15 protein-coding genes, 1 tRNA gene, 4 pseudogenes, 1 riboswitch and 2 other annotated features are annotated in these 23,714 nt (G+C 49.6%); of the genes and pseudogenes, 19 read left to right on the plus strand and 1 reads right to left on the minus strand.

What is annotated here, in order from left to right; genetic code table 11:
• Positions 1 to 32: 32 nt before the first annotated feature.
• The 14 genes and pseudogenes from DXA93_RS01040 (at position 33) to ilvC (ending at position 18,192) form a co-directional block, all read left to right on the plus strand.
• A complete protein-coding gene (locus DXA93_RS01040; RefSeq protein ID WP_055218365.1) occupies positions 33 to 1,076 on the plus strand; it encodes an aldose epimerase family protein in 1,044 nt (347 codons plus the stop codon).
• A gap of 575 nt (positions 1,077 to 1,651) precedes the next feature.
• Positions 1,652 to 1,852, minus strand: a riboswitch (cobalamin riboswitch).
• A 647-nt stretch (positions 1,853 to 2,499) separates the two neighbouring features.
• Positions 2,500 to 3,392 (plus strand): annotated as a pseudogene (locus DXA93_RS01050) (SpoIID/LytB domain-containing protein).
• Positions 3,393 to 3,470: 78 nt separating this feature from the next.
• Complete coding sequence (locus DXA93_RS01055; RefSeq protein WP_022461831.1) at positions 3,471 to 4,448, plus strand: LacI family DNA-binding transcriptional regulator; 978 nt, start codon at positions 3,471 to 3,473, stop codon at positions 4,446 to 4,448.
• The gene (locus tag DXA93_RS01060) at positions 4,445 to 4,660 is read left to right on the plus strand and encodes a hypothetical protein (protein ID WP_117800947.1); all 216 of its coding nucleotides are present in this window, start codon (positions 4,445 to 4,447) and stop codon (positions 4,658 to 4,660) included. The genes DXA93_RS01055 and DXA93_RS01060 overlap by 4 nt, the downstream gene beginning before the upstream one ends.
• Before the next feature lie 40 nt (positions 4,661 to 4,700).
• Positions 4,701 to 6,545, plus strand: a complete 1,845-nt coding sequence (locus DXA93_RS01065) for an alpha-amylase family protein (protein ID WP_119207626.1) — start codon at positions 4,701 to 4,703, stop codon at positions 6,543 to 6,545.
• Between the two features lie 114 nt (positions 6,546 to 6,659).
• Positions 6,660 to 7,529 (plus strand): YihY/virulence factor BrkB family protein, encoded by an 870-nt coding sequence (locus DXA93_RS01070; protein ID WP_117812879.1) that lies wholly within the window; start codon positions 6,660 to 6,662, stop codon positions 7,527 to 7,529.
• Positions 7,530 to 7,601: 72 nt separating this feature from the next.
• Positions 7,602 to 7,854 (plus strand) — a binding site (T-box leader).
• A gap of 165 nt (positions 7,855 to 8,019) precedes the next feature.
• Entirely contained in the window at positions 8,020 to 9,066 is a 1,047-nt protein-coding gene (gene pheS, locus DXA93_RS01075; RefSeq protein ID WP_022461828.1) for a phenylalanine--tRNA ligase subunit alpha, read from the plus strand.
• 31 nt (positions 9,067 to 9,097) lie between these two features.
• Entirely contained in the window at positions 9,098 to 11,542 is a 2,445-nt protein-coding gene (gene pheT, locus DXA93_RS01080; protein WP_119207627.1) for a phenylalanine--tRNA ligase subunit beta, read from the plus strand.
• A 5-nt stretch (positions 11,543 to 11,547) separates the two neighbouring features.
• Positions 11,548 to 12,194, plus strand: a pseudogene (locus tag DXA93_RS01085) (histidine phosphatase family protein).
• 318 nt (positions 12,195 to 12,512) lie between these two features.
• Positions 12,513 to 13,537, plus strand: a pseudogene (locus DXA93_RS01090) (aldo/keto reductase).
• Positions 13,534 to 14,478, plus strand: a complete 945-nt coding sequence (locus DXA93_RS01095; RefSeq protein WP_119207628.1) for an AEC family transporter — start codon at positions 13,534 to 13,536, stop codon at positions 14,476 to 14,478. The pseudogene DXA93_RS01090 and the gene DXA93_RS01095 overlap by 4 nt, the downstream one beginning before the upstream one ends.
• Positions 14,479 to 14,585: 107 nt before the next feature.
• Complete coding sequence (locus tag DXA93_RS01100) at positions 14,586 to 16,388, plus strand: glycoside hydrolase family 2 protein (protein ID WP_117804051.1); 1,803 nt, start codon at positions 14,586 to 14,588, stop codon at positions 16,386 to 16,388.
• Positions 16,389 to 16,509: 121 nt separating this feature from the next.
• A complete protein-coding gene (gene ilvN, locus DXA93_RS01105) occupies positions 16,510 to 17,016 on the plus strand; it encodes an acetolactate synthase small subunit (RefSeq protein WP_022462281.1) in 507 nt (168 codons plus the stop codon).
• A gap of 158 nt (positions 17,017 to 17,174) precedes the next feature.
• Positions 17,175 to 18,192: pseudogene (ilvC, locus tag DXA93_RS20395) on the plus strand (ketol-acid reductoisomerase).
• A gap of 158 nt (positions 18,193 to 18,350) precedes the next feature.
• On the opposite strand, the gene DXA93_RS01115 reads toward ilvC, so the two are convergent.
• Positions 18,351 to 18,707, minus strand: a complete 357-nt coding sequence (locus DXA93_RS01115; protein ID WP_022462283.1) for a sporulation initiation factor Spo0A C-terminal domain-containing protein — start codon at positions 18,705 to 18,707, stop codon at positions 18,351 to 18,353.
• Between the two features lie 265 nt (positions 18,708 to 18,972).
• Here DXA93_RS01115 and DXA93_RS01120 point away from each other — a divergent pair.
• The 5 genes from DXA93_RS01120 to DXA93_RS01140 all read left to right on the plus strand — a co-directional run bounded on the left by DXA93_RS01120 (position 18,973) and on the right by DXA93_RS01140 (position 23,704).
• Positions 18,973 to 19,046 (plus strand) — tRNA-Pro (locus DXA93_RS01120).
• Between the two features lie 95 nt (positions 19,047 to 19,141).
• Positions 19,142 to 20,170 (plus strand): LacI family DNA-binding transcriptional regulator, encoded by a 1,029-nt coding sequence (locus DXA93_RS01125; RefSeq protein ID WP_119207629.1) that lies wholly within the window; start codon positions 19,142 to 19,144, stop codon positions 20,168 to 20,170.
• 300 nt (positions 20,171 to 20,470) lie between these two features.
• On the plus strand, positions 20,471 to 20,932 hold the full coding sequence (locus DXA93_RS01130; protein WP_055226437.1) for an extracellular solute-binding protein: 462 nt from the start codon (positions 20,471 to 20,473) through the stop codon (positions 20,930 to 20,932).
• 125 nt (positions 20,933 to 21,057) lie between these two features.
• Positions 21,058 to 21,321, plus strand: a binding site (T-box leader).
• Between the two features lie 100 nt (positions 21,322 to 21,421).
• Positions 21,422 to 23,083, plus strand: coding sequence for a 2-isopropylmalate synthase (locus DXA93_RS01135; protein WP_199709548.1), 1,662 nt, complete (start codon positions 21,422 to 21,424; stop codon positions 23,081 to 23,083).
• Between the two features lie 15 nt (positions 23,084 to 23,098).
• A complete protein-coding gene (locus tag DXA93_RS01140) occupies positions 23,099 to 23,704 on the plus strand; it encodes a hypothetical protein (RefSeq protein ID WP_055218094.1) in 606 nt (201 codons plus the stop codon).
• Positions 23,705 to 23,714: the final 10 nt, after the last annotated feature.

The following is a 23,714-nucleotide window of genomic DNA, read 5'->3' on the forward strand; positions in this document are numbered from 1 at the left end:
ATACGTTACATACAACCAAAAGGAGAAGGAACATGAAAAAACAGGGTTTTGGAACAACAAAAGACGGAAAAGAAGCATTGCTCTACACGCTCTCCAATAAAAACGGAATGGAAATCAGTGTAACCGATTACGGCGCACATCTGGTATCGGTTCTCGTTCCGGATAAGGATGGAAAGAAGAGAGACGTTGTCCTTGGATTTGACTCCGTAACCGGCTATGAGACCGACGGAAGCCATTTTGGAGCCACCATCGGAAGAAACGGAAACCGTATCGCGGGAGCAGCATTTGAACTGCACGGAAAAACATACCAGCTGGCAAAAAATGAGAACAACAACAACCTGCACAGCGGCCCGGACGGATACGATTACCGCCTCTGGAACGTAGAAGAGGCGGATGACAGCGCCGTTACCTTCGTTCTGATGAGCCCGGACGGAGACCAGGGATTCCCGGGAAACTTTGAAGTGTCCGTTACGTATACCCTGACCGATGAGAACGCCGTAGAAATCCACTATGAGGGAAGCTGCGATCAGGATACCGTTGTCAACATGACAAACCACAGCTACTTCAACCTGGCAGGCCACGATGCCGGATCTATTGAGAACCAGACACTTGTCTTAAAAGCGGAGCAGTTCAGCCCGGTGATCGATTCTGCATCCATCCCGACCGGCGAGCATGCACCGGTACAGGGAACCCCGATGGATTTCACCAGCGAGAAAGCAATCGGAGCAGAGATCGAAGCAGATTTCGAACAGCTCAAACTGACCGGCGGCTACGACCACAACTTTATCCTGGACAAGGCTGTCGAGGGAAGCATTGAGCTGATGGCAGTCGCATCCTGCAAAGAGAGCGGCATCACCATGGAAGCCTTCACGGATCTGCCATGCGTTCAGTTCTACGCCGGAAATTTCATTGCTCCGGTTACCGGAAAGAATGGGGTATTCTATGACAAACGCAACGGCTTCTGCCTGGAATCTCAGTATGTGCCGAATGCCATCAACCAGGAGGGTGAGGAGAAACCGATCCTCGAGGCAGGCGATACTTACGACACCACAACCGTATACAAATTCATTTTCTAAGATCCTATTTTATAGCAATCCTCGAAAATAATGCAAAAAATTCAGCACCGCAGAGCGTGAATTACTGCGTCACAGATTTTCGTCGTACCTCGGTACGCCTTCAAATCTGTTCCTTGCAATTCGCGCTCTGCAGCACTGCCTTTTTTGCATTATTTTCGGGTCTTGCTATAGAAACAGCATAAAAAAGCTCCCTTCCTGCAGCGTCCTGTGAAAACAGGAGCGCAGGCGGGGAGCCTTTTTATGGGAAAATATGCAGAAAACGAATTCTGAAAAAACAGAAAAAGAAAAGACCCTGTTTTCGAATCCAACAGAATCTTACCAGTTATGTCATATTCTTTTCAGAGGTGGGTAACCGCTTCGCCATCTGAATCAACCTGCAAGCGGAATAGCAGACACCTTTAAGCGGAGGATGGCGCCTGACTAAGAACAGGCGAAACCAGAATCTGAAACGGTTTACCCGGCCGTTTAATGCAATGCATAAATCTCGCTCGAAGGTTTCTAAAAATCTAATCGAAAATTTTCAGACATTCCATATCCCATAATAGTCTTTGAATGGAAGCTTTCATCGGAAGCATCAACCCTATGCATACAGAGCAGGTTTCCTGACTTACAGATCATCGTTCCACATTCCTTCTCATATGTTGCGGACATACAATGGATTTGTTATGCTTCACTCCCTGATTACAGTGACCGGATCGCCCAGGAATCTCACCTGAATTCCCTCTCTCACCAAAAGACGGATCTTCTTTTGATGCACTCTGGATGTTGATATGAAATTTATACACAACCGTACTATATACCATAGGGCGGTATTTGTCAAGGAAAAATCGCAAAAAGAAAAGGAATCAGACAAAAAGCCGTGTGCATAGAATGAGATATGAAGAGAAAAAATGATAAATTGGAACTGATACTGTTAGGAGTGGGGATTCTCCTGCTGCTGTTATTGTTTGTTGTGAAGCGCCGTCTGGATGCGCCGGAAGAGACAGCGACAGCAGAAAGCAGGACGGAGACGATGGAAGGCAAAAAGCAGGAGGAGACGATACAGAACATGGAACAGGAAAACGCGGCTTTTCTGAACAGTAAAAAGGAAGAACAAAAAGAAACAACGGCAGCCGGACCGGTGCAGATCCGTGTCCTTCTGACAGACTGCGGAAAGCTGGGATACGCACAGAAACAGGTGTCCCTGCGTGGAAACGCAAGCCTTTCCATGAACGACGGCGCATACATAGCTTCCCCGCAGGAGACGATCTGTGTGACGGAACAGGAATGCGGGGAAGTTGTGCATGTGGTGCCGGCCGATGAGACGGCGGGAACGGCGGTTTCCCTTACGGGAAAGCCGGAGGACGAGACGGTTTATCCGGGAAGTTTTGTCATCTATAAAAGCGAAGAGGGACTTCTCGTTGTAAATGAACTTGATCTGGAAATGTATCTTCGGTATGTCGTGCCGAGTGAGATGCCGTCCTCCTATGAAAAGGAGCATTAAAAGCACAGGCGGTCTGTGCGAGAACGTATGCGTGTGCCAGGATTCGTGAAAAAACGTGGGAGAACTACCACGCGGATGTAGACGACAGCGTGGAAAGCCAGGTCTACCACAATATGGAAGCGCAGCCGGAGACAGACGCTGCGGTGGCGGAGACAGAAGGAAAAATCATTACCTGCGGCGGGGAACCAATTCAGGCGTATTTTTTCTCAACCTCCTGCGGGAAGACGAGTACGGATGAAGTGTGGAATACGGCGGAGACGGCAGAATATCTGAAGAGCGTGACGGTAGGCGGGGAGAAGCAGGAACCGGAGACGGAGGAGGCGTTTGCATCGTTTATCACCAAAAGGGACAGCACAAGTCTGGAAGTGGAGGACGGCTGGTACCGCTGGCAGGTGACGATTCCGGCGGATGTGCTGTCAGAACGGGCAGCGGATCAGAAAATCGGGGAGATCACGGGGATTGAGGTGCGGCGGCGGTCAGAGGGAGGTGCGGCAGAAACCGTCCGTATCGAGGGAGAAAAAGGATCCATGGAAATCGAGGGAGAGTATCAGATCCGAAAGTTCCTCTCGGCGAAAGGCTGGCCGATTCAGAAAAATGACGGAACTGTAAGCTGTGAGATGGAGCTGCTTCCGAGTGCCTGCTTTATCGTGGTTCCGGAAAAAGAAGGGGAAACGGCTGTCTCCTTTACATTTTACGGCGGCGGCTACGGCCACGGCGTCGGCATGTCACAGAACGGTGCGAAACATCTGGCAGAGCAGGGAAAATCGTATGAGGAGATTCTCCGCTATTTTTACCAGAACATCGAAATCGGCGACTGCCGTTCCCTTTTTTAAAAAAATCACCGAAAACAGATTTTTTGTGCTATAATGGGCGAAAGTGAAAAACAGTTAGAAAATGACGAGGAGAGAAACATGGCGACAATCAAGGACATAGCGGCACGCGCCGGCGTTACGGCGACGACGGTTTCCCGCGTGATCAACAACCGCGGATACATCAGTGAAGAGACAAGAAAAAAAGTAACGCAGGCGATGCAGGAGATGAATTACCAGCCGAATGAGCTGGCGCGTTCCCTGGCAAAAGCGCATTCCAATACGATCGGGGTTATCGTTCCGCACATCTCGCACCCGTTTTTCAGTAAAATGATCAGTGCACTCGAGAGCGCGGCGGCAAAGCGGGGCTACAAGATTCTGCTCTGCAACTCGAAAGATCAGCCGGAGAAAGAAACCGAATATCTCGATATGTTCATCTCCAACCGTGTAACCGGCGTTGTGATGGCAAGCCGCGATGTGCAGATTGAAAAGTTTCATGATCTGAAAATTCCGATCGTCAATTTCGAGCGAGAGGAAAATACGGAGGCCATTACAATCCAGTGTGACAACGAGCAGGGAGGAGCGCTTGCAGCATCGCATCTTGCGGACTGCGGCTGCTGCCATCTGCTTCATTTCGGCGGAATCGTCGGAAGAGATATGCCGGCGGACCGGCGTGCGGATGGATTCCTGCGCGTCTGCCGGGAGCGGGGGATTGAAGGGGAAGTTCTTTTGAGTGACCGCTTAAGCTACGGCTCCATGCACTATGAATCCTATATTGAAAAGGGCCTTCTGGAGCACCCGGAGACGGACGGCATTTTTGCAAGCAGTGACCTGATTGCCGCACAGGTACTCCAGCGCCTTTACGCCATGGGAAAACGGGTGCCGGAGGATATTAAAGTTGTCGGGTTTGATGACACTGTGATCGCCGGGATTACCACGCCTTCCATCACGACGATCCATCAGCCGATTGAGGAAATGTCGGAGCTTTCCATTGCGTATATCGACCGGAGAAGAAAGGGAGAGATGGTGCCGAATGTGACGACCATGCCGGTGAGCCTTGTGGTGCGCGATTCGGCGTGAAACAAAAACGAAAAGAAAACTCTGCGGAAAAAAGAAACCGCGGAGTTTTTTTCTGCCCTGCGGTAAACGATAGACAGAAAAATAGCAAAAAAGACAAAGAAGAAGCCGGAAATTTGTTGAAAAATATGGTATGTAAACGGTTGACATATAATTCACACAACGGTATACTGCAAGAGAAGAAACGTAACACAGAATTACCGTTACCGGAATGATGTGACAAAATAAAGAATAAGATAAAGGAGAATAAACAACATGACAGTGGAATATCAGAGAAGACTCGAAAAACACTACGACGAGCTGAAATGGCTCTACTGTGAGCTGTATCCAAACGGCCAGGGACGCTTTGAGGAACTCTGTGCAGCCATGGAGCAGTGGTACAAAGAGCGGAATAAAAAATGGAAAGCGCTGGATCGGAAAAGAGAAAAACAGAAAGACTGGTACAAGAGCCAGAAAATGCTCGGTATGATGCTGTACATCGACGCATTCGCAGATAACATCAGCGGCCTTGAGAAAAAACTGGATTATTTAAAAGAGTGCAACGTCAACTACCTGCATCTGATGCCGTTCCTTGCAACGCCGAAGGGAAAAAGCGACGGCGGCTATGCGGTTGCCGATTACCGCACGGTACAGCCGTCCCTTGGAACGATGGAAGATCTGGCTGCCCTCTCTGAAAAATGCCATGACCAGGGCATGAGCCTTTGTATGGATTTCGTTATGAACCACACTTCCGAGGATCATGAATGGGCAAAACGTGCACTTGCCGGTGAAAAAGAGTACCAGGACCGTTACTTTTTCTTCGACAACTACGATATTCCGTCCGAATATGAAAAGACCTGTCCGCAGGTATTCCCGACAACGGCACCGGGCAACTTTACCTGGAGAGAGGACTGCCATAAATTTGTCATGACGACGTTCTATCCATACCAGTGGGATCTGAACTATGCGAACCCGGTTGTCTTTAACGAGATGGTAAACAATATGCTCTATCTCGTCAACCAGGGAATCGATATCGTCCGCATTGATGCCGTTCCATACATCTGGAAACAGCTCGGCACCACCTGCCGTAACCTGCCGCAGGTACATACCATTGTCCGCATGATGCGTATGATCACCGAGATCGTCTGCCCGGGCGTTCTGCTGCTCGGCGAGGTTGTCATGGAGCCGGAAAAGGTTGTTCCGTACTTCGGAACACTCGAGAAACCGGAATGCCATATGCTGTACAACGTAACGACGATGGCATCCACCTGGCACACGGTTGCAACGGCGGATACCCGCCTGCTGAAACATCAGATGGATATTGTGACGAGACTGCCGAAGGACTATGTCTTCCTGAACTATCTGAGATGCCACGATGATATCGGCTGGGGCCTCGATTACGAATGGCTGAAACAGTTCGGCATCGCCGAGGCACCGCATAAGAAATATCTGAATGACTATTTCCGCGGTTATGTGGAGGGAAGCGACGCAAGAGGAGAGCTCTATAACGACGATCCGGTGCTGCAGGATGCGCGTCTCTGCGGAACAACCGCTTCCCTGTGTGGACTTGAGGCGGCAGGCTTTGAGCAGAATGAGGCGAAGACCGAACAGGCGATCCAGAGAATTGAGATGCTGAACGCATACCTTTTCATCCAGTCTGGTATTCCGGTTATCTACAGCGGCGATGAGATCGGCCAGGTCAACGATTATTCCTACAAAGAGAGTGAAGATTCTGACCGCGCAGCCGACAGCCGTTATCTGCACCGCGGCCACTTCCGCTGGGATCTGGAGCCCCAGAAGGAGAAAAAAGGAACGGTTCAGAATCAGATTTTTGCTTCGATGAAAAAGATGGAGGAGCTGAAATTCAAATACCGTCCGTTTGAGGGTGAGGCGGATGTCTGGACCGAGGAAACGTATGATACGGCGCTTCTCTGTGTCTGCAGAAAATCCGGCAATGAGATGGTAACGGGTCTCTTTAACTTCAGCAATGAAGACCGCACGGCCTGGATCGATATGGGTGAGTTCACCTGGAAGGATCTGTTTACCGGCGAAAAACGCGTTCTGCGCGGTGTTCCGGTTCCAGCCCGCGGTTACGCATGGTATTACCGCAAATGGGATTGAAATCCCTTGCGAAGGAAAGAAAAGTATGATATGCTTTGTAGGCTATCCTGCAATACAAGATGTGTGCAATAATGGGATAGATTCACGAAAACAAAGAAAAGGCGGTTTTGCCAGATGATAAAAACAATCCGCGGTTTTATGAAGCGCCTGAATGAGGACCATGTCGGTGCTTATGCAGCGCAGAGCGCGTATTTCATTCTTCTTTCCTTTATTCCGTTTGTTCTTCTGGTTGTTACGCTTGTAAAATATACGCCGCTGACACGCGACGATGTTTACAGCGTTCTGATCAATATGCTGCCCACGGAGTTCCAGAGCTACGTGGGCGGTATTGTAAATGAGATCTTTTATCAGTCCGTTGCCTATATGCCGATTACGATCATCACAACGCTGTGGTCGGCGGGAAAGGGCATTGCGGCGCTGACAAACGGGCTGAACAGCATTTATCACGTAACAGAGACACGTAATTACATCATCAACCGGCTGCGGGGCATGGCATATACCTTGATATTTGTCGCTGCATTCCTCACCAGTCTGGTGCTTCTGGTCTTCGGAACCCGCATTCAGAATAAGCTGACGGAACATCTGCCGATGGTGGCGCGCGTGACATCCTCTATCATGGGCATGCGTACCCTGATTACGACAGGCGTGCTGGCGGTTCTGTTCCTGGTGCTGTATAAATGCATTCCGAACCGGAAGGCGAGCTTTAAGAGCCAGTGCCCGGGCGCACTGATCTCATCCCTTGCCTGGTCTATTTTTTCCCTTGCATTTTCCATGTACCTCGACATCGCGCTTGCGGCGTCCAATATGTACGGCAGTCTGACGATGATCGTGTTTATCATGATCTGGATGTATTTCTGCATGTGGATCCTTCTGATCGGCGCGGAGATCAACGCGTATTTTGAGGATAAACTGCGGAAACTGCAGAATGCGGCGATCGAGCATTTTATGGAAAATAAAGAGACAAATAAAGAAGCGGGAAAATAATGGCTTGACATCCAGGGGTCAAGACGGTACAATAAACATTGTTTATGAAAGTTTTATAAATAATCTAACAGGAAAAATGCTGTGAAGATGTTCAGAGAAATATTTTTTCCGCCAGAGAGAGGGAGTCATCGGCTGCAAGCTCCTTCAGGTTCAGGAATATTTCAAATTTCGCATTGGAGCAGATGTCCGGAACGCATAGCAGGATACTGGAAATGCAAGTAGGGACAGACGTTTGGTGTACGTTACAGCACCGGTTATGAGTGTCTGCAGGAAGTATCTGCAGAAATCAGGGTGGTACCGCGAAATTTCAGATCTCGTCCCTTTATGGGGCGGGGTCTTTTTTTCGTGAGCAACGAGCCAGGCAGCCATGCTTGCATGGATATCTGGCGACTGCCACGAAAATCAGATGCTCCGCTGTTTGCAGCGGGGTATCTGATTGTTTTTCACATTTACCATCAAACAAGCAAGAAAAAGAAAGTAGGAGAGTCAAATGCAGGAAAAAAGTGTATTAACCGGCCATCTGTCTGAATTAAAACAGAAGATTGAAAATGGACTGGAAGAGCTGAAAAGCTCCAAAGAACTGTATGAATTTAAGAGCGAGTATCTGGAAGGAAAGAAAAGTAAGATCAGCGGGCTGATGAAAGAAATGAAAAACATTGCCCCGGAAGAGCGCGCAAACTACGGTAAATCCGTCAATGAGTTAAAAGAGTGGGCGCTTGGCCGCTTCCAGAAAGTGGAAGAGGAGATGAAAGAGCGCGAGCTGCAGAAGAAATATGAGTCCGAGAAAATCGACCTGACCCTTCCGGCAGAAGAGACAGCGATCGGAAACCTTCATCCGGTTACCCTGATCCGCAAACAGCTCATCGACATCTTTGCAGGCATGGGCTTTGAGGTATACGAGGGAAGAGAAATCGAGACCGATTACTACAACTTTACTGCACTGAATACACCACAGGATCACCCGGCAAGAGATATGCAGGATACTTTCTATCTCTCCCCGGAATTCCTGCTTCGTACCCAGACATCGGCAGGCCAGATTCATGTCATGGAAAACAAAAAGCCGCCGATCAAGATCCTTTCCCCGGGACGTGTTTTTCGGTCTGATGACGACGCAACCCATTCTCCGATGTTCCATCAGATGGAGGGACTCGTTGTCGACAAAAACATCACCCTCTGCGACCTGAAAGGAATGCTCGACGTACTCGTACAGAAGATCTACGGCGAGGGAACCACAACCCGTCTCCGTCCGTCTTACTTCCCGTTCACGGAGCCGTCCGTTGAGGTAGACTGTAGCTGCTTCGCCTGCGGCGGAAAAGGATGCAGCCTCTGCAAGGGAACCGGCTGGATCGAGGTCCTTGGAGCAGGTATCGTAAACAAACGCGTGCTGGAAAACTGCGGCATTGATTCAGAAGAGTACAGCGGCTTCGCTTTTGGCATCGGCCTGGAGCGTATCGCCATGCTGAAATACGGAATCAACAACATCAAACTGTTATTCGGTTCCGATCTGCGGGTTTTAAATCAGATTAACGAGAAATAAAGACGAAACAGTTTGAATTTGGAGGTTTAATATGTTAGTACCGTTAAGTTGGCTGAAAGAATATGTAGATATCGATGTTACCCCGGAAGAACTGGAGAAAAAACTGTTCGACGGCGGTTTTGAAGTAGAAGAGCGTTATCAGGTGGGAAAAGACATCAGCAATGTTGTTGTCGGTCTGGTGGAGGGCTGCGAGCCGATCCCGGAGACCCATCTTCATGTGTGCCAGGTAAATGCAGGAGAACACGGCGCCATGCAGATCTGCTGCGGCGCAGACAACGTGCGCACCGGCGGAAAATTCCCGGTTGCCCTTCCTGGCGCTTCTGTTTATGCAACAGCAAAAGATCATAAGACCATCGAGGGTGTTATGACCATCAAAAAAGGAAAATTAAGAGGATATGAGTCCTGCGGAATGCTCTGCTCCGGCGTGGAGCTCGGCCTTACCGAGGATCTGTACCCGGGCGCAGGCTACAACGGACTGCTTGTTCTGCCGGAAGATGCCGAGCTTGGCGCAGATGTCAAAGAGCTGACAGGTCTTGACGACTGGATCTTTGATATCTCCCTGACTGCAAACAGACCGGACTGCCAGAGTATCCTCGGTATCGCAAGAGAAGTATCGGCGATGCTGGAAAAACCTTTAAAAATGCCGGCAACCGATTACACCGAGACGGATGTGGAAAAAGAAGGCTTCTCTGTCCGCGTGGAAGCTCCGGAACTCTGCCCGCGTTACAGCGCTCATTACGTATATGATGTAAAAATCGGAGAGTCCCCGGCATGGATGAAACGCCGTCTGGCACTCGTCGGCATGTCCGCAATCTCCAACGTGGTTGATATCACAAACTACGTCTTAAAAGAGATCGGTCAGCCGATGCATGCCTTTGACTGCTCTTATCTGGAAGGCAATGAAATCTGTGTCAGAAGAGCAAAAGAAAATGAAAAGATCGTGACCCTCGATGAGCAGGAATACACAATGAATGAGAACAACCTCGTGATCTGCGACGGCGTAAAACCGGTTGCACTTGCCGGTGTCATGGGAGGCTTAAACTCCGAGATCCGCGACACGACAGAGGCTGTTATGTTTGAGTCCGCAAAATTCGCACGCGACAACGTCAGAAAGACAGCCCGTGCGCTTGGAAAAGCGACGGATGCCAGTGCAAGATATGAGAAAGGCGTGGACGAGTATTCAACCGTACTTGGTATGAAACGTGCGCTGCATCTGATGGAAGAGCTTGGCTGCGGTAAAGTTTCCCGTACCCATTTCGATGTGAACACCGGAAACTCCATCGATCCGACTCCGATGACCGTCAGTGTCAGCAAAGTAAACGGCGTACTCGGTATCGAAGTTCCGGAAGCAGAGATTCTCCGCATTATGAAAAACCTGAACTTTGCACCGGAAATCAACGGCGATGAGCTGACCATCCAGGTTCCGGCTTACCGTGAGGATATGCTGCCGGAGGGAGAGAACGATGTCGAGCGCTATCCGGACGTGGCAGAGGAAGTCATCCGTATGTACGGCTACGATCACGTAACCGATACCTTCCTTTCCGCTGCACAGGTAACGATGGGCGGCTACAATGAAGAGCAGAAAGGCGAGCTGGCACTGAAGAATACCTTATGCACCATGGGTATCTACGAGTGCATGCATTACTCCTTCTTCTCCCCTGCAGATCTGGATCTCTTGAAACTGCCGGCAGATGCAAAAGAGAGAAATGCCATCGAGATCATCAACCCGATCAACCAGGATCTGTCCCTGATGCGTACCACACTGGCAGCTTCCATGCTGAATGCCATTTCCAGAAATGAGAAACAGGGCACCCTTGAAGGAAGACTGTTCGAGGTAGCAAGCATCTACATTCCGGAGTCCCTGCCGCTGACATCCTACCCGGATGAGAGAAAAGTTCTCTGCGTCGGAACCTTCGGAAACAACGAGAGCTTCTTCACTATGAAGGGCATCGCCAACACCATCGCCGAGAGCATGGACATTGAGTTCACCTACGAGCCGGTTCAGAAATCCTTCCTGCATCCGTATCAGGCAGTGAAAGTACTCTGCGAGGGTACAGAAATCGGATACTTCGGAAAAGCAGCATACGATATCCAGAACGAGCTGAGCATGCGTACTTCCGCTTACATCATGGAGCTTGACTTAAAAGAGCTCTCCAGATGGTACGGCAAAAAACGCACCTTCCAGCCGATCTCCAAATTCCAGGAGGAGAAACGTGACCTGGCATTTGTCATGGACAAAAACATCAGCTGCGGCGATGTAGAGAACTGTATCCGCGAGGCAAACAAATACGTAAAAGAGATCCGTCTGTTCGATGTTTACGAGGGCGGCCAGATTCCGGAAGGCAAGAAGAGCATGGCGTTCACCGTCACCTTTGCACCGAAGGAAGAAGCATTTGACTTCGAAAAAGTACAGAAATTTGTCGAGAAGATCTGCAAGAAACTGCAGAATGAGTTCAACATCGAACTGAGAGGCTGATTTTTATGAAACTTTATATCATACGCCACGGTGAAACTGCGTGGAACGTAGAAGGCAGACTGCAGGGCCAGACGGACACCGAGCTGAATGAGAATGGTGTCCGTCTGGCGAAAGTGACGGCGGAAGGACTGAAAAATATCCCGTTTGACCTTGGAATTTCCAGTCCACTGCGCCGCGCAAAGCACACGGCAGAGCTCGTCCTTGCGGGCAGAAATGTGCCGCTTACGACCGACGACCGCCTGATGGAGCTTTCCTTTGGCTCCTGGGAAGGGCTTGAATGCCGGGCAAACAATTTTGAGATTCCGTCTGAACACTTCGACGATTTTTACAGAGATCCGTTCCACTTCTGCCCGGCGGGAGACGGAGAGACGATCCAGGAGTCTGCGACCGGGCAGAAGCGTTCTATCATGAGCTGACTGCAAAACCGGAGCTCCAGGACAAGACGATCCTGATCGCCACCCACGGCTGCTGCATGCGCGCGCTGCTACGCAATGTCTATGAAGACAAGAACGACTTCTGGCACGGCGGCGTGCCGTACAACTGTGCGGTCAGCATCATCGAAGTACAGAACGGTGTTTCCACGCTGCTTGCGGATAATAAAATCTATTATGATCCGTCGGACTGCGTAAACTTTTATAAAGAAGTAAAATAAAAAATGATATTCAGAGGCAGACATAAAAGGAAAGTATTTCCCTTTGTGCCTGCCTCTTTAAATCGCGTTTGCCGTCTGATAGAAAGTGTGATACTATAGAAATAACGGATTTTAACACCAGTAGACAAGAAGTCCCCCGTTTCTGAAGCGGTGGGATGAATTGCTAAAAGAAACATAACGGCAGTGGCGGGCGGAGAGAAATCGGTATTCTCCACTGACATGAGGCAAGTCACAGTCGAACTATTTTCGACATGTCAGACTCCGTGAAATACCGACTATGAGTTGAAACAATGAAAGCGAAAAAGGAGGAACACAAGTATGTCCATGGTAACACTGGGAAGTACAGGAATCTGTGTAAACAAGAACGGCTTCGGCGCGCTGCCGGTACAGCGTGTCACGAAAGAAGACGCTGTTTATCTGCTGCGCAAAGCGTATGACGGAGGCATCCGCTTTTTTGATACCGCGCGTGCATACAGCGACAGCGAGGAAAAATTAGGCGCAGCGTTTGAGGGAATGCGTGAGAAGGTCTTTATCTCTACGAAGACGATGGCAAAGGATGTGGAGGGCTTCTGGAAGGATCTGGAGACAAGCCTTTCCCTTTTGAAGACGGATTACATCGATATCTATCAGTTCCACAATCCGTCCTTCTGTCCTAAGCCGGGAGATGGAACCGGCCTGTATGAGGCGATGCTGGAAGCAAAAGCACAGGGAAAAATCCGCCACATCGGTATCACGAACCACCGCATGAGCGTGGCAGAGGAGATCATCGAGTCCGGTCTTTACGAGACGCTGCAGTTCCCGTTCTGCTATCTGGCAACGGACCGTGAGAAAGCACTGGTACAGGGATGCAAAGAGAAAAATATCGGCTTTATCGCAATGAAAGCGCTCTCGGGCGGGCTGATCACAAACTCCGCGGCTGCATATGCTTTTGAAGACCAGTACGACAACGTGCTTCCGATCTGGGGCGTCCAGAGAGAAAAAGAGCTGGACGAGTTCTTAAGCTACATTGCCTGTCCGCCTGCCATGACGGATGAAATCAAGACGATCATCGAGAAAGACCAGAAAGAGCTCTCCGGCAACTTCTGCCGCGGCTGCGGTTACTGTATGCCATGTCCGGCAGGCATTGAGATTAACACCTGCGCGCGCATGAGCCTGCTTCTGCGCCGTTCCCCGTCCGCCAACCAGCTCACCGAGCGCGGCCAGGCGATGATGAAGAAAATCGAGGTTGTCTCCACTGCGGCGCCTGCATGAAGAAATGTCCCTACGGTCTGAATACGCCGAAGCTTCTCGAAGAGAACTACGAAGATTATAAAAATGTACTGGCAGGAAAAACACTGGTATGAGTAATCTGATCTTCAGCCTGAACGCGACGATGCCGATCTTCCTGACAATGATTTTGGGACTTTTCTTTCGAAAGGTTGGTATTCTGGACGAATCGTTCACAAGCAAAATGAACAAATTTGTGTTTAAAATCGCACTCCCGGTGCTGCTGTTCCAGGACCTGTCGGATTCTGATTTCTCCGCTGTGTGGGATATCAAATTCGTTCTGTTCTGCTTCTTTGCAACACTGCTCTCAATTCTTGCGGTATGGGGACTTTCCCATCTCTTAAAAGAGAGAAGTGCAAGAGGCGAATTTATCCAGGCGGCGTACCGGAGCAGTGCGGCGATCCTTGGTATTGCCTTTATCCAGAATATCTACGGAAATTCCGGCATGGCGCCGCTGATGATCATCAGCAGTGTGCCGCTGTATAATATCATGGCGGTTGTCGTTCTTGCGGTATTCGGTCCGGAACGGGAGGAGATCACGGCAGATTTTGTGAAAAAGACGGCGAAAAATATCGTGACAAACCCGATTATCCTCGGGATCGCTGCAGGACTTCTCTGGTCGGTGCTTCGCATTCCAAAGCCGGTGATTCTGCAGAAAACGGTGCAGAATATTGCGGTACTTGCAACGCCGCTCGGCCTGATTGCGATGGGTGCGTCGTTTGAGGCAAAGAGCGCGGCAAAGAATATCCGGCCGTCGATTGCTGCAGCTGCGATTAAGCTGGTCGGTCTTGCAGCTGCCTTTCTGCCGATCGCCGTGATACTTGGCTTCCGTCAGGAAAAATTGGTGGCAATCCTTGTGATGCTGGGTTCCGCAACGACGGTGAGCAGTTTTATCATGGCGAAAAATATGGGTCATGAGGGAAGTCTGACGGCAAACACCGTTATGCTCACAACGTGCGGCAGTGCCTTTACGCTGACGTTCTGGCTGTATCTGATGAAAACGCTGGCGTTTATCTAACCGGATTGCGAATATCCGCTTTGATTTTCAGTACACCAAAAGCGTGTCCGGGATTTTGTCCGGGCACGCTTTTATCAATCATAAAAATCAGAAAAAGAGGGAAAAGAATGGACTTCAAAAATGCGGTCAAAGCATTACAGATTGGAAAAAAGGAAGGAAAAAAATTCCGCCTTTCTACGGAATTTGGGAAAAATCCGGAAGAAGAGCTCCCGTTTCCGGAATATCCGCGTCCGCAGATGCGCCGGGAAAACTGGACAAATCTGAACGGATGGTGGGAGTATGCGTTCACGGAAACGCAGAAAATGCCAAAACAGCGGGACGGAAAAATTCTCGTTCCGTTTTCCCCGGAGTGCGATGCGTCCGGCGTGAAGCGGCAGCTGCTTCCAAAAGAATATCTGTGGTACTTCCGCACGATTCAGCTTCCCAAAATTCCTGCCGGAAAACGGCTGCTGCTGCAGTTCGGCGCCGTGGATCAGGATGCGGTAATTTACTGCAACGGAAAGCGTGCCGGAGGCCATCTCGGCGGGTATCTTTCTTTTTCAGTGGATCTTACGCCGTATCTCAAAACGGGAGAGAACGAGCTTGCCGTCAAGGTGCGCGATGAGACGGACACGGACTGGAAGGGCCGCGGAAAGCAGAGCCTTACCCCGGGCGGCATGTTTTACACCGCGCAGAGCGGCATCTGGCAGAGCGTCTGGATGGAATGGGTGCCGGAGACGTATCTGGAACGCATCGTGATCACGCCGGAATATGATACGGCGAGCGTAAAAGTACGGGTTTTCCTCAACGGACCGGATGCGGGACTGACGAAAAAAATTACGGTGCGGGAGAGCGAAGCGCCGGATGCGAAGGTGATCTGCGTCCGGGAGACGAGAGAAAACGAGGCGGAGCTGATTCTCGGTAATTTTGCAGGCTGGAGCCCGGAACATCCGCATCTCTATGGGGTTTCCATTGAAGCGGGAGAAGACCGCATCGAGAGTTATTTCGGCATGCGCAAATTCGGCATTGGAAAAGATGAGAAAGGAATCACGCGTCTTCTCTTAAACGGAAAGCCGTATTTCCAGAACGGTGTCCTCGACCAGGGTTATTGGCCGGAAAGCTTCTACACGCCGCCGTCCGATGAGGCGATGGTTTATGACATTAAGACGGCCAAACGCCTCGGTTTCAATATGATCCGGAAACACCTGAAAGTTGAGTGCGCAAGATGGTATTCCCACTGCGACCATATCGGTATGCTGGTGTGGCAGGATATGATCAACGGCGGCGGCCGGTCGATTCAGACGTTCCTTTTGTACCTTCCGACCGTACTGCCGTTTGTGACAACGGAATTCAGGGATAACTGTTATCCGCTCTTTTCGCGGACCTCAAAAACGGGAAGAGAGTGGTGGAAGCGGGAGTGCCGCGAGACGGTTCATCAGCTTTACAATGCACCGTGCGTGTCGCTCTGGGTTCTGTTCAACGAGGGATGGGGACAGTTTGATGCCAGGGAGATGACAGAAATGGTGCGCGCTCTCGATCCGACGCGGCAGATCGACCACGCGAGCGGCTGGTACGATCAGGGAGCGGGGGACATCAAGAGCCTTCACAATTACTTTCGTCCGTTAAAAGTAAAACCGGAGGAGCGCGCGTTTGCTTTTTCTGAATACGGCGGCTATACGTATCCGGTACAGGAGCATCTCTACTCCGAAAAATCGTTCGGCTACCGCACGTACCAGAACCAGACACAGTACCAGAAAGCGATGAATGCACTGGCAGAAAAGATAAGAGAACTCACAGAACAGGGACTTGCCGCAGCAGTCTACACACAGCTTACCGATGTCGAGGAGGAGTCGAACGGCATCCTTACGTATGACCGGAAGGTATGCAAATGGGAACCACAGGAGGCAAAAGATTTTTGCTCAAAAGAATAATTTGGTAAAATTTTTGTTGACAAAGTGAGGATAAGTTGCTAATATATTGGATAAGGCGTTGGAAGTTGTAAGAAATTGCTGAAAATCCGCGGCGCCTGCGGATGGAGGAAAGTTGGTGTTTATGGAACAGAAAAGAACATTATCCCTGCTGGTGGATAATACGCCGGGACTTTTAAGCAGAGTAGCTGGTCTTTTCAGCCGACGCGGATACAATATCGAGACGATCACCGCCGGTGTGACAGCAGACCCGCGATACACAAGAATGACTGTTGTTCTGTACTGCAGTGATGAAATGATTCTGGAGCAGATCAAAAAACAGCTGGCAAAACTTGTCGATGTGCGGGATATCAAAGAGCTGAAGCCGGACGAGAGTGTCAGACGAGAGCTGATGCTGGTCAAAATCCGTGTGAATGAAAATGAACGCCGCAATGTCATCGCCATCTCCGATGTCTTCCGTGGAAGAATCGTGGATGTGGGACAGGAAAGCCTGATTGTAGAGCTGACCGGAAACCAGTCAAAGCTCGAAGGGTTCCTGAATCTGGTACAGGGATACGAAATCCTGGAACTGGCCAGAACAGGAGTGACAGGACTCTCCAGAGGAGCCCACGATGTGCGTTACCTCGATTAACGCAGATCACATTACATACGTTTGCTAGAGGAATGAAATTTTTGTATAGAAAAGTTCATTTCCCTGACAAACAGCAAAAGGCAGAAATGCTTTTCGCTGTATAAATTGACCGACCTGCCGCCGGTCAAGACATTCTATATATTATGGAGGAAAATAAAATGGCAGCAAGACTTTTTTATCAGGAAGATTGTAATCTCTCTTTACTGGAAGGCAAAAAAATCGCAATTATCGGCTACGGAAGCCAGGGACATGCTCATGCACTGAACCTGAAAGATTCCGGCTGTGATGTTATTATTGGACTTTATGAAGGCAGCAAATCCTGGGCAAAAGCAGAGGCACAGGGATTCAAAGTATACACCGCTGCTGAGGCTGCAAAACAGGCTGATATCATCATGATCCTGATCAACGATGAGAAACAGGCTGCAATGTACAAAAAAGATATCGAGCCAAACCTGGAAGAGGGCAACATGCTGATGTTCGCTCATGGTTTCGCTATCCACTTCGGACAGATCGTACCTCCGAAGAACGTAGATGTAGCTATGATCGCTCCGAAAGCACCTGGCCACACAGTAAGAAGCGAGTATCAGGCTGGCAAAGGAACTCCTTGCCTGGTTGCTGTTGAGCAGGATTACACCGGAAAAGCTCTGGACAGAGCACTGGCTTACGGCCTTGGAATCGGCGGAGCAAGAGCTGGTCTTCTGGAGACAACCTTCAGAACTGAGACCGAAACAGACCTGTTCGGTGAGCAGGCAGTTCTCTGCGGCGGTGTATGCGCCTGATGCAGGCTGGATTTGAGACTCTGTGCGAGGCTGGATACGACCCAAGAAACGCATACTTCGAGTGCATCCATGAGATGAAACTGATCGTAGACTGATCTATCAGTCGGGATTCTCCGGAATGAGATACTCCATCTCCAACACAGCCGAGTACGGCGATTACATCACCGGACCGAAGATCATCACAGAAGAAACCAAGAAGACCATGAAGAAGATCCTTTCCGATATCCAGGATGGTACTTTCGCAAAAGACTTCCTTCTGGATATGTCCCCAGCAGGCGGACAGGCTCACTTCCGTGCAATGAGAAGAAAAGCTGCAGAGCATCCGTCAGAGAAAGTCGGAGAAGAAGTCAGAAAACTGTACAGCTGGAGCAACGAGGACAAACTGATCAACAACTAATCGGTTTGCTGTCAAATGATCCATATCGGGAGGCTGCCTTTGCGGGCAGTCTCCTTTTTTCGTTCTATCGTTTTATCATAGAAAAAACACTTCCGCGCCATGCATATCCCCCAATATGATAGGGCGCGGAAGTGTTATCTTTTCTGTATTCGTTTTTTTTATGCCTCCTGACGACAGGCAGGAAAAGCACGGTAGTATTTGATATAAGAACTTAAAATATCAAAAAATTCGGAATTGGTCGGTTTTGTCAGAACCGGATGCACAGAAAGCGAAAAGAGCAGATCACGGTTTCCGCGGGTCCAGCAGACGGAAATAGCGGTGCGGATGTCTCGTTCGACGCAGGAGGACGATACCTGAAACGTTTGCGCGATCTTTGGGTACAGCGTTTTGCTGACCCGAAGGAGATAATCTTCGTCTTCCATGCATAAAGCGATACCATAGGCGAGATAGCGAAATCCGCGGTATTTTGCACCAATTCCTAAAGAGTGTAGTAGAAAGTAAATTTCAGTTTCCATTACGATGTCTCCTTTTATTCAGTTTTTACATAGTCTTTGCAGACGGGCATGCCAGAGGTGAAAGTTTGTATGGCATACGATTTTCCCCTTTCACTTATGATACGTGGAAAACGTCGAAAAATTACATATTCAGAAAGAAAAAGTGACAATATAGTAAAATAAAAGAGAATATGACACGAAATAAAGAAATGAATGTAATGAAACGGGAGAGGGAAAAATAACATTGATTTTTCAGAAGTTCGCTGGTATAATGAAAACATGATTACGGGGTATGGCGTAGCTTGGTAGCGCGCACGGCTGGGGGCCGTGAGGTCGCAGGTTCAAATCCTGTTGCCCCGATCGGTAAGAGTGTCGTTTTACGGCACTTTTTTTCTTACGGACAAAGACGTGTGCGGAAGAAAAATGAATTGCGCAGAAAAAACAGGGAGGAAGTTATGGGGAAAGTAACGATACAGAGTATGGCAAAGGAGCTGGGACTGTCCCGGAATACGGTTGCTATGGCATTAAAGGATGATCCGAAGGTAGCTCCGGTGACGCGGGAGAGAGTTCTTCGGATGGCGAAAAGAAATGGCTATCTGGGCGAAAATGTATATGTGGAAGAAGTTCGGGCACCGCAGGAGAAGCATTACAATATTATGGTTCTGCGTACGCGGGATGCCGCTGTTTATTGGGACCGTGTCGTGAGCGGCATCTCCGAGGAGGCGAGCCTCAATAACTGTCAGACGCGCGTTGCGGTCGTGACGGAGCGGGAGGAGGCGAACGGCATTCTGCCGCTCGGCCTGAATGAAAATATTGATGCGATCTTCTGCATTAAAATGCTGCCGCCGGAATATATGCAGAAACTGGTAAATCTGGGGTACCGCATTTTTCAGCTCGACCATTACTGCGGTATCGAACAGCGGCCGATGGGCGATATCGTGCGTGTGGACGGTGTGCAGCCGGTGAGTGTTCTGACATCCCATCTGATCGGACAGGGCATGACGCGGATCGGCTTTCTGAGCGAACACAGCAGTACGTATGAATCGATGCATGACCGGTATATCGGTTTCCTTGCGGCGATGGAGCAGGCGGGCATTCCGATCGAGGCAGATCTTGTTCGTCCGGATATGGAGAGCGATCATTTTTATTATCCGGAAAATTTTGACAAGATTGTGGCGAGCTACGATACACTGCCGGAAGCGATTGTCTGCGGCAACGATATGATCGCCAAAAGACTGACAGAATCCTTCCGGAAAATCGGCGTGCGCGTGCCGGAGGATGTGGCACTAACCGGATTTGATGATGATGAGGACCGGATGCTGTATCCGTTCTTCTCAACCGTTCATGTCGATACGAAGTGGCTTGGCCGCCGTATGGTGCATGAATTTTTATGGCGGGAGGAGCACCCGGAAGCGCCGAAAGAGCGGATTCTCGTTTCGGGGGAGGTTGTGGTGCGCCGTTCCTCGTGCAAGCGCCAGGGATAGAAAGAAATAGAAAAAACAGGAAAAAGTGAACAAAGAAAGAAAGCCAGGGACGCCCCGGCGGACGAGAAGAAAAACCGTCTGCCGGGGCGTTTCCGGCTCCCTTTTTGCGATGATTCAAATTCGTGCATAAATGCCATGTAGAAAAACACTAATTAATAATGCAAAATAGTGCATTTAAGGAAAGCTAAACTGAACGAAAATGACAAAAACGCAAGAATAAAAACCTCGTTAATATCACACATTAAAAAATAATGGTGCAAAATAATGCATTATATCGCCGGAAGGAAGGGAGAGAGCGAAATGCAGAAATGGATGGAGGACCGCTGCAACCTGGATATCGATATCATCGCACTGCCGGGCTGGTCGGATGCAACATCCAAAATTTCCCTTCTGATAGGCGATGAGACACAGCGACCGGACATCATCTGGTGGTGGAACATGGAAGCTGACTATACGAAATGGGTAGACGCAGGCCTTCTGGTGGATGTTTCTCCGTATATGAAGAAATACACCAACATGGTTGACTACTACAACAGCGTAGATCCTGGCGTTATGTTCTATGCATCCGGAGACAACGGAATTTACCGTATCCCGGGCGACGTTGCAGAGCCGGCATGTGAGACTCTGTGGATCCGGAAAGACTGGCTGGACAACTTAGGACTGGCTGTTCCGACTACACTGGATGAGCTGGATGAGCTCAAGGAAATCCACGGAAAACAGGTAGAGGATTACCAGAAATACCTGGAAGAGTACAACAAATAAAACAACGAAATCATGCGTTAGAGTACCCGCCGGAGCCTCCTTTCCGGCGGGTGTATTTTTACGGAATCCTGCGTTTTGCGCTTGACAGAGATGGAGAAAAATGGTAACATAAGAGCCAAGTTAGGAAAAAGGCAAAGAAGAGGAATATTACATGGAGCTTCCGAATCCAGAAAGCTGTTGGGTGATGCGAAACAGCAGACGAATTCCGTGGAACTGACCTCAGAGCCGCTGCTCCCAAATTTAGAATAAAAAGAGTAGGTGCAGACGGAAACCCACCGTTAGAAGGGCAGGATATGCAGATGTTTCATCCGTATCCGCAGAGTGTACAGAGAAAATCTCTGTAAAACAGGAGTGGTACCGCGTAAGATAGCAAGTCTTTCGTCTCTTGTGTCAGAAGCCGACACAGAAGATGAGAGATTTTTTTATGCTTTCATCCCGAATTTATGTCGGCAGAATAAATTATATTTCACTTTCTGGGAGGAAAAAATCATGATGAATGCAAAGAAGTATCAGAAACAGTATTATATGCCGCCGGTTCCGTGCATGGACTGGGCAGAAAAAGACAGCATTGACAAAGCACCGGTATGGTGCAGCGTTGACCTTCGTGACGGAAACCAGGCACTTGTAATTCCGATGAGCCTGGAGCAGAAGGTAGAATTCTTCAAACTCCTCGTTGAGGTTGGTTTCAAAGAGATCGAGGTCGGCTTCCCGGCAGCATCTGAGACCGAGTACGAATTCCTTCGCACCCTGATCGAGCAGGATCTGATCCCGGATGACGTAACCGTTCAGGTTCTGACCCAGGCGAGAGAGCATATCATCCGCAAGACCTTCGAGGCATTAAAGGGCTGCAAGAATGCCATCGTTCACGTTTACAATTCCACTTCCTATGCACAGCGTCAGCAGGTCTTCAAAAAATCGAAAGAAGACATCCTGAAAATCGCCGTTGAGGGAGCAAAGCTCTTAAAAGAGCTGACAGAAGAGGCCGGCGAGAAATACCGCTTCGAGTACAGCCCGGAGAGCTTTACCGGAACCGAGCCGGAATATGCGCTTGAGGTGTGCAACGCCGTTCTCGACGTATGGCAGCCGACTGCAGACCGCAAAGCCATCATCAACCTGCCGAGCACCGTGGAGCTTTCCATGCCGCACGTTTATGCAAGCCAGGTGGAATATATGAGCAAAAACCTGAAATACCGCGATAATGTCGTTCTTTCCCTTCATCCGCACAATGACCGCGGCTGCGGCGTTTCCGATGCAGAGATGGGTATCCTTGCCGGAGCAGACCGTATCGAGGGAACGCTGTTCGGAAACGGCGAGAGAACCGGAAACGTGGATATTATCACGGTCGGCATGAACATGTACATGCAGGGCGTCGATCCGGAGCTTGACTTCTCCGATATGCCGAAACTCTGCCATGCATTTGAATCCTTCACCGGTATGAGCATCAACCCGAGAAGCCCGTACTGCGGATCTCTCGTATTTGCAGCCTTCTCCGGTTCCCATCAGGATGCGATCGCAAAAGGCATGCACTGGATCGAGGAGAAAGCACCGGATACCTGGACCGTTCCGTATCTGCCGATCGATCCGACCGATATCGGAAGAAACTACGATGCAGACGTCATCCGCATCAACAGCCAGTCTGGAAAGGGCGGTGTCGGCTATATTCTGGAGACGAAATACGGCCTGAATCTGCCGGCGAAGATGCGCGAGGCTATGAGCTATACCGCAAAATCCGTTTCCGATCATCTGCATAAAGAGCTGCGTCCGGATGAGATCTTTGAACTCTTTAAAGATACCTTCGAGAACGTAACGACACCGTACAACATCAACGGCGTTCACTTTAAACAGCTCGATGAGGGCAGAATTGAAGCACAGGTTACCTCCAATTACGAGGGCGGTGAGTATGCAACTGCATATGCAGAAGGAAACGGCCGTCTGAATGCTGTCAGCAACGCGCTGAAACAGCAGTACAATCTGCAGTATGATCTGGTCAGCTATACGGAGCACGCGCTGGAGCAGAGCTCAAGTGCACAGGCAATTGCCTACGTCGGCATCAAAAAGCCGGACGGAATCCTTTCCTGGGGCGCAGGCGTAGATCCGGATATCATCCGTGCTTCCATCGACGCGCTGGTAACTGCAATCAACAACCGATAAGAAAAGAGAGAGCATATGCTGTTTAAAAACAAAATTGAATACACCAAAGGAATGTTTGTGGAGATTTACGGCACCGAGATAAAAAAAGTACGTCTGGTACTGCGGATCATTACAGGGATTGCTGTTGTGGCTGCGATCGCTTTTATGATCTACGGTGCAGCAGCGCGGGGATTTATCATGCCGGGAGACTTCTTCAATCTTGGAATTTCCATTCTGATGGCACTTCTGTGTACGTTTCTGCCGAATCTGATGGCACGTTCACAGATGAAAAAATGCAAAAAGAGAGGACTCCTTGGAGAACGTACCCTTCGTTTTACTGAGCAGGTGCTCACAATGACATACGAAAAAGAGGGCAGAAGCACTGATATTCCGCTCGAAGAGCTGACAAAGGTGACGGAGTTTGACAACTTTATCCGCATCACCATCGGAGGCAGAAGCACCTTTCTCGATAAGAAACGCTTTGAAATCGGAGACGCGGCAGCGTTTGTGACCTGGGCGGAAGATAAAATCGCAGAGAATGCGGAAAAAGAGGAAGAGGCACTCGCACTCGAGGAGACAGAAAGGGAAGCTCCGGCGTTAGAAGACGGCGAAGCAAAAACGGAGGAGTCCGACGAAAATTAAATCATACATT

Source organism: Blautia sp. OF09-25XD, assembly GCF_003482095.1.
Lineage (GTDB): Bacteria > Bacillota > Clostridia > Lachnospirales > Lachnospiraceae > Fusicatenibacter > Fusicatenibacter saccharivorans.